The sequence below is a fragment of the Nitrosomonas sp. genome (assembly GCF_024282095.1).
Lineage (GTDB): Bacteria > Pseudomonadota > Gammaproteobacteria > Burkholderiales > Nitrosomonadaceae > Nitrosomonas.
Map to the genome: position 1 here is coordinate 76,802 of NZ_JAMWZS010000009.1, position 6,503 is coordinate 83,304.

Sequence of the window (6,503 nt, forward strand, 5' to 3'; positions counted from 1 at the left end):
ACTAGGAATTCTCTTAGAAATGTATTGACTGTCATTAATTTTATGCTGCATTACTAGGCAGAAATCTTAGAAAAAACCACCGCTCCGTTGCTACCCAATAGTGGTTTCATCAGTATGAGCCAGATAATCGATTTCTGTTAAATCACTTCCCCCCATTGACTCATTACTGCAGTTCCATGGATGCAGCGTATAATTACGCTATTCATTGAAAATCAAAATTAAAATTTTTAACAAAAAACCTAATATGACCCAGGAAAATCAACCCACTACGCCTCAGGATGAAAATCAAATCATTGCTGAACGCCGTGCCAAGCTGGCTGAAATACGACAAGCAGGCAATGCGTTTCCGAATACCTTCCGGCGCGAACATCTAGCGTCAGAACTCCATCAACACTACGATGAATTCTCGAAAGAACAACTGGAAGAGCATCCAGTTTCTGCAAAAGTGGCGGGGCGTATGGTGTTGAAGCGTGTCATGGGTAAAGCCAGCTTTGCCACGATTCAGGACATGAGCGGACGCATCCAATTATATATTTCGGATGATCACACCGGCGCAGCGGTGCATGCTGGGTTCAAGCATCATGATTTGGGCGATATCCTCGGCGCGCACGGTGTGCTGTTTAAAACCAAAACCGGCGAACTCTCGATCCGCGTCACCGACCTGCAACTACTGACAAAGTCGCTGCGCCCGCTACCGGAAAAGTTTCATGGCTTGACCGATCAGGAACAAAAATACCGCCAGCGTTACCTCGATCTGATCACCAACGAAGAAGCACGCAAGGTGTTCACGGTACGCTCAAAAGTCATTCAGGCGATCCGTGAATTCTTCGTTGCACGAGATTATCTGGAGGTTGAAACTCCGATGATGCACCCGATTCCCGGTGGCGCTTCAGCGCGGCCGTTCGTCACGCATCACAATGCATTGGATATGGCGCTGTATTTGCGCATCGCACCTGAGCTTTATCTGAAACGCTTGGTGGTCGGCGGCATGGAGAAAGTTTTTGAGATTAACCGCAATTTCCGCAATGAAGGGATTTCCACGCGGCACAATCCGGAATTTACCATGGTGGAATTCTATGAAGCGTATCAGGATTTTACCTATCTGATGGATTTCACGGAAAAAATGTTCGCTGCTGTGGCTGAAAAAGTTCTCGGAACCACTCAGATCACTTACCAAGGCAAAGCAATCGATCTGGCCAAACCGTTCATGCGCTTGACCATTACCCAAGCGATACAAAAATTCCATCCGCAATATTCCGATGCGCAATTGCAGAACCGTGATTTCCTGATCGAACAATTGCGAACCCTCAATATTCACTATAACCCGCACGATGGTATCGGCGGCCTGCAACTGTCGCTGTTTGACGAAACCACGGAACATCTGCTGTTTGAACCCACATTTATTGTCGATTATCCCGCAGAGGTCTCCCCGCTGGCTCGGCGCAATGACAGCAACCCTGACATCACCGACCGCTTCGAGCTATATATCGCCGGACGTGAGATCGCCAATGGATTTTCGGAGTTAAACGATTCAGAAGATCAAGCAGCGCGCTTTCAGGAGCAAGCCCGAGCCAAAGAGGCCGGCGATGCCGAGGCCATGCATTACGACGCCGATTATATCCGCGCGCTGGAATACGGCCTGCCCCCCACCGCCGGTGAAGGCATCGGCATTGACCGGCTGATCATGTTACTGACCGACAGTCCCAGCATTCGTGATGTGATTTTGTTTCCGCAGTTACGGCGGGAAGATTAGGGAAGCGCTGAATAATTCACCAATGATTATGCCACGAAGTTTTTGTGGGGAATAATGTCAAGATCTTTTGTGCCTGCTGCTGATTCATCCAGCATAAATAGTGTACACTATTATCGTGTACACTATTTTAAGGAAGGATACAGCGGATGAAAAATATCACCTTAAGTGCGGACGATAAACTGATTGAAGCCGCTCGTGAACGGGCTCGCGCCGAACAGACCACCCTTAACGAGCAATTCCGCCGCTGGCTGACAGACTATGTGCGGCAGGAGCATCAAACCGAGTCTGCAATGGCATTAATCGAGGAACTACGTGGACAAGTACGTACAGGCGGTCGCAAATTCACGCGAGACGAAATGAATGAGCGGTGAATTTATCGATACCAATGTTTTCATCTACCTGTTCGACGAAACCGATGAGCACAAACGTACTATTGCAGAACAACTGATTCAGAAAGCGCTGGAAACTCGCAGTGCTTGCATCAGCCATCAAGTCATCCAGGAGACGCTCAACGTTGTGACACGAAAAATGCCATCTCCCATGAGCGCAGAAAACGCACAGCGATTTCTGGAACAGGTCTTGATGCCCTTATGGCGAATCATGCCCAGCCTGGCGCTTTACCGTCGCGGCCTTGAACTTCAATCGCGCTATGGCTTCAGTTTTTACGATGCCTTGATTGTTGCTGCAGCTCTCGAATCCGCCTGCACGCGTTTATACACGGAAGACTTGCAGCACGGTCAGAAAATTGATGGATTGGTAATTGAGAATCCTTTTATCGATTGAGATTGGGTTAGGCAGCAGGATCAATCGAGTTTGACTCTGTCGATTTATTGAATTCTTGATTCGCGACCTGACCCTAGTTTTTTGTTGAGCATTTGCCGGAGCTGCGTAAAATATAAGAGGTCAGGTCGAGAATCAAGAAAATAAGCAAGTCACAGAGGGCACATCTTGATATCAACCCCCTTTTCTCTTGGCAATCGGACAAAGAGATCTTCCTGAACTGCCAATTCGCTTCATCAACGCAAACTGATAATCGGCCAATTATTTCTTTCGGCGTGGCTTTTCAATGTAGGATCCGGATCGACTGCGACCGGGTGCGTCACTTTGCTCAGTAATGGTAAATCATTGAGTGAATCGCTATAAAACCAGCTGCGCAAGAAGGAAAGCCAGGTTAAATTATGCGCATCCAGCCACTTCTCCAGCCGTTCCACTTTTCCTTCCCGGAAAGATGGCGTGCCGGATACCCGGCCGGTAAATTCGCCATCTTTTTCTTCCGGCTCGGTCGCAATCAAATGATGAATGCCGAGTGCTTGCGCGATCGGTGCGGTGACGAAGCTGTTGGTGGCGGTAATAATGATGCACAAATCATCATCCAGCATATGCCGCTCGATCAACCGACGCGTACCCGGCGCAATCAGCGGCATAATCTTTTTGCACATAAATTCACTGCGCCACGCCTCCAACTGAGCGCGCGGATGACGCGCCAACGGCTTTAACTGAAAATCCAAAAACTCATGAATATCCAATGTTCCCGCTTTATATTGCTCGTAAAACTCGATATTTTTGGTCTCGTGCAATTCACGATCCAATGCTTTCTTTTCAATCAAAAACTGCGCCCACTGGAAATCACTATCACCGGCAATCAGTGTGTTATCCAGATCAAATAATGCTAAATTCATGAAGCCACCTGTAATAATTCTCGTAATAAAGGGATGGTAATCTGACGCTGATGCACCAGAGAATAACGATCCAGCGCATCCAGTGTCATCATCAACGACGGCAAATCGCGCCGGCCATGGCGTAACAGATACCGGCAAATTTCCTGTGTCAAATCAAAGCCGCAATCAGCGGCATGACTTTTCATCGCTTGTATTTTCTCTTCTTCAGTTAACTCAAGCACTTGATAAACCAGCCCCCACCCCAGGCGAGTAACCAAGTCTTGCCGCATGTTCAGGTACATCGGTGCAGACACGCCGCTCATCAGCAGAAACGTATGACCTTCATCGCGCAACTGATTATAAAGATTGAATAATTCAATCTGGGCCGATGCATCCAGACAATCAATGTCGTCGATCGCGATACAATCCAGCTCGCCATCCACAGGAAACTCGCAACATTTTCCGGCGGAGAAATATACCGCTTTTAAGTTTTTTTGGGTATAGGCAGCAACGGTTGCCTGTAACAAATGGCTTTTACCGCATCCCAAACCGCCCCATAGGTAAACAAAGTGTTCTTTTTCCTGCCCTGACAGAATAGTCGTCAGCATATGCAACAGCTCAGTATTGCGCCCCGGCAGGAAATTTGTCAGCGTAGGGAATGGCAGGGGTTTAATATCTAGCAGCAACTGTTGCATGGTAATCGCCCAATCTGCATAGTCCAGCCTTGCAACTGACTATGAATTATAGAGATTGCTCCCCAGGTAGCGTTGATGCAGATGACGCAACCAAACCAGCAGTACGGCACTCACCGGCAATGCCAGCAGAATGCCCAGGAAGCCAAATAACTGGCCGAACGCCAGCAACGCAAAAATGACCATGACCGGATGCAGTCCAATGCGATCACCGACCAACCATGGTGTAATCAGCATGCCCTCGAGCAATTGACCAGCACCAAACACAATCCACACGGGAATCACCCCGCTCCAGCCCTGAAACTGCATCACTGCGGCAAACGTTGCCAGCGTCAGGCCAACAATCATGCCGAGATACGGTACAAACACCAGAATACCGGCCACCAATCCGATCGGTAACGCAAATTCCAATCCCACCAGCCAGAGGCCCGTGATGTAGCACATGCTCATCAGCACGATGACGGATAATTGTCCGCGCAAAAATTCCGCCAGAATCCGGTCCGTCTCATGCGCTAATAGCGATACCTGATGGTGCCAATAGCGCGGAATCATCTCATCGATCAATTTGATCAACTTATTCCAATCGCGCAGCAGATAAAACAATACCACCGGTACCAGCAACAGATTGACCATAAACTCAACCACCGCCATACCGCCACTGGTTAAAGAAGGCAGCACTTTCGCAGCAAAGCCGCCCGCACTCTTCCAGTGGTCTGATATGGCCTGCTTCAACACATTCATATCCGGCTGCAAACTGATGTTGAATCTTGTTTCCAGCCACGGAACCACATGATTCTTGAACAGATCCAGATAAACCGGCATTTTATCCAGCAAGCGCCGCGCTTCTTCTTCAAATAGCGGCACCATGATCAGAATCAAAGCCGCGAACACCCCGAGCAATAAAAACATCACCAATACCGTTCCCACTGTGCGCGATAGCTTTTTTCCGGCTAAAAAAGTCACCATCGGATTGCAAATATAAGCAATCACTGCTGCCAGTAAAAAGGGCGTCAGAATCGGACTGAGCAGATAAATCAACCCGCCGGTCACGCAAACCAGTATTAGCCACCACAGATAATGCATATCGGCAGAGTGTTCAGTGTTCATATCGTATGCTTAGCCAGCCTTTGTTTTTAACGCATGACTGGCAAGGTTCTTGCCAAGTTCCCAAATAGAGCCGGGTACTTGATGGGTATCCGCAATGGTTTTGGTAAATGCGCTGATGATATGATCCAGGTCTTTTTGCGTCAGTATCAACGGTGGCAATAGTTTGACGACATTCATGCCATGTCCTGCCACTTGCGTCAGGATTCTGTGTTCTTTGAATAACGGGATGGTGATCATCTGGCAGAATAATCCTTTATTGGCCGCTTCCAGCATCATCCATGCGGCCTTGAGTGACAGACTATTCGGTGATTTGAACTCCACCGCAATCATTGAACCTTTACCGCGTACTTCTTTCAGGAATTCAAACTGACAGGTTAGCGCATTTATTCTGCTAATTATTTCAGCGCCCATTTTCGCACTGTTCTCAACCAGATTCTCTGTCTTGATCACTTCCAGGCTGGCCAGACCAGCAGCCATTGCCATATTATTCTTGGAAAAGGTGGAACCATGCACGACCGCGCGATCCATACGGTTAAACACTTTGTCCATAATCTGCTGCGTCATGGCCACCGCGCCGATCGGAACAAAACCGCCGGAAAGCGCCTTAGCCATGCAAATCATGTCCGGCTTTACGCCCCAATGTTCAATCGCCCAGAATTTACCGGTGCGTCCAAGGCCGGTTTGAATTTCATCCGCGACAAACAATGTGCCATATTTCTTGCATAATTTCTCGATCTCAGGCAAATAATTGTCATCCGGAATGTTGACACCCTTGCCCTGAATCGGCTCGACAATAAAAGCCGCCACATCGCGATTGCTTAAGGCTTTTTCCAATGCTGCGAGATCATTGAATGGCACCGAACCACAATCCTGTAACAACGGACCGAAACCATCCTTAAAAATCTGCTCGCCGTTCAACGATAAAGCCCCCATCGTCAAACCATGGTAAGCATGATCACAACAAATAATCCGATTGCGCTTGGTCACGTAACGCGCAAACTTTATCGCCGCTTCAACTGCTTCCGTGCCCGAATTACAAAAGAAAACCCTTTCCAGATTGTCCGGTGTCGTGAGCAGAATCTCCTTCGCTAGCAAACCGCTCAGAATCGATACATCCATCTGCACCAAATCGGGCATTTCGAGTGACAATACCTCTTTCAATGCATTGACGATGGTCGGATGGTTGCGGCCAAATGCATAGACACCGAAGCCGCTCAGCAGATCAAGATATTCGTTACCGTGTTCGTCATACAGATACTGCCCGACAGCGCGTTCATAGTTCCGATCATAACC

General features: G+C 48.3%; 7 protein-coding genes. 3 read left to right on the forward strand and 4 right to left on the reverse strand.

Going from position 1 to position 6,503, the window contains the following annotated elements; translation table 11 throughout:
- The first annotated feature begins 244 nt into the window (after positions 1 to 244).
- The 3 genes from lysS (at position 245) to Q0K92_RS04465 (ending at position 2,536) form a co-directional block, all read left to right on the forward strand.
- Positions 245 to 1,753 carry a lysine--tRNA ligase gene (gene lysS, locus Q0K92_RS04455; protein ID WP_297324600.1) on the forward strand — a complete coding sequence of 503 codons (1,509 nt, stop codon included), beginning with the start codon at positions 245 to 247 and terminating at the stop codon, positions 1,751 to 1,753.
- Between the two features lie 146 nt (positions 1,754 to 1,899).
- Positions 1,900 to 2,124 carry a hypothetical protein gene (locus Q0K92_RS04460; RefSeq protein ID WP_297324601.1) on the forward strand — a complete coding sequence of 75 codons (225 nt, stop codon included), beginning with the start codon at positions 1,900 to 1,902 and terminating at the stop codon, positions 2,122 to 2,124.
- Positions 2,114 to 2,536 (forward strand): PIN domain-containing protein, encoded by a 423-nt coding sequence (locus Q0K92_RS04465; protein ID WP_297324602.1) that lies wholly within the window; start codon positions 2,114 to 2,116, stop codon positions 2,534 to 2,536. Before Q0K92_RS04460 ends, Q0K92_RS04465 begins: the two co-directional genes overlap by 11 nt.
- A 233-nt stretch (positions 2,537 to 2,769) precedes the next feature.
- On the opposite strand, the gene Q0K92_RS04470 is transcribed toward Q0K92_RS04465, so the two are convergent.
- The 4 genes from Q0K92_RS04470 to Q0K92_RS04485 form a co-directional block, all read right to left on the reverse strand.
- The gene (locus tag Q0K92_RS04470; RefSeq protein ID WP_297324603.1) at positions 2,770 to 3,432 is read right to left on the reverse strand and encodes an HAD family hydrolase; all 663 of its coding nucleotides are present in this window, start codon (positions 3,430 to 3,432) and stop codon (positions 2,770 to 2,772) included.
- Entirely contained in the window at positions 3,429 to 4,106 is a 678-nt protein-coding gene (gene hda / locus Q0K92_RS04475; RefSeq protein ID WP_297324604.1) for a DnaA regulatory inactivator Hda, read from the reverse strand. Before hda ends, Q0K92_RS04470 begins: the two co-directional genes overlap by 4 nt.
- Before the next feature lie 39 nt (positions 4,107 to 4,145).
- Positions 4,146 to 5,210, reverse strand: a complete 1,065-nt coding sequence (locus tag Q0K92_RS04480; RefSeq protein ID WP_297324605.1) for an AI-2E family transporter — start codon at positions 5,208 to 5,210, stop codon at positions 4,146 to 4,148.
- Between the two features lie 9 nt (positions 5,211 to 5,219).
- Positions 5,220 to 6,503 (reverse strand): aspartate aminotransferase family protein (locus Q0K92_RS04485; RefSeq protein WP_297324606.1); only part of this gene is annotated, 1,284 nt, incomplete at its 5' end.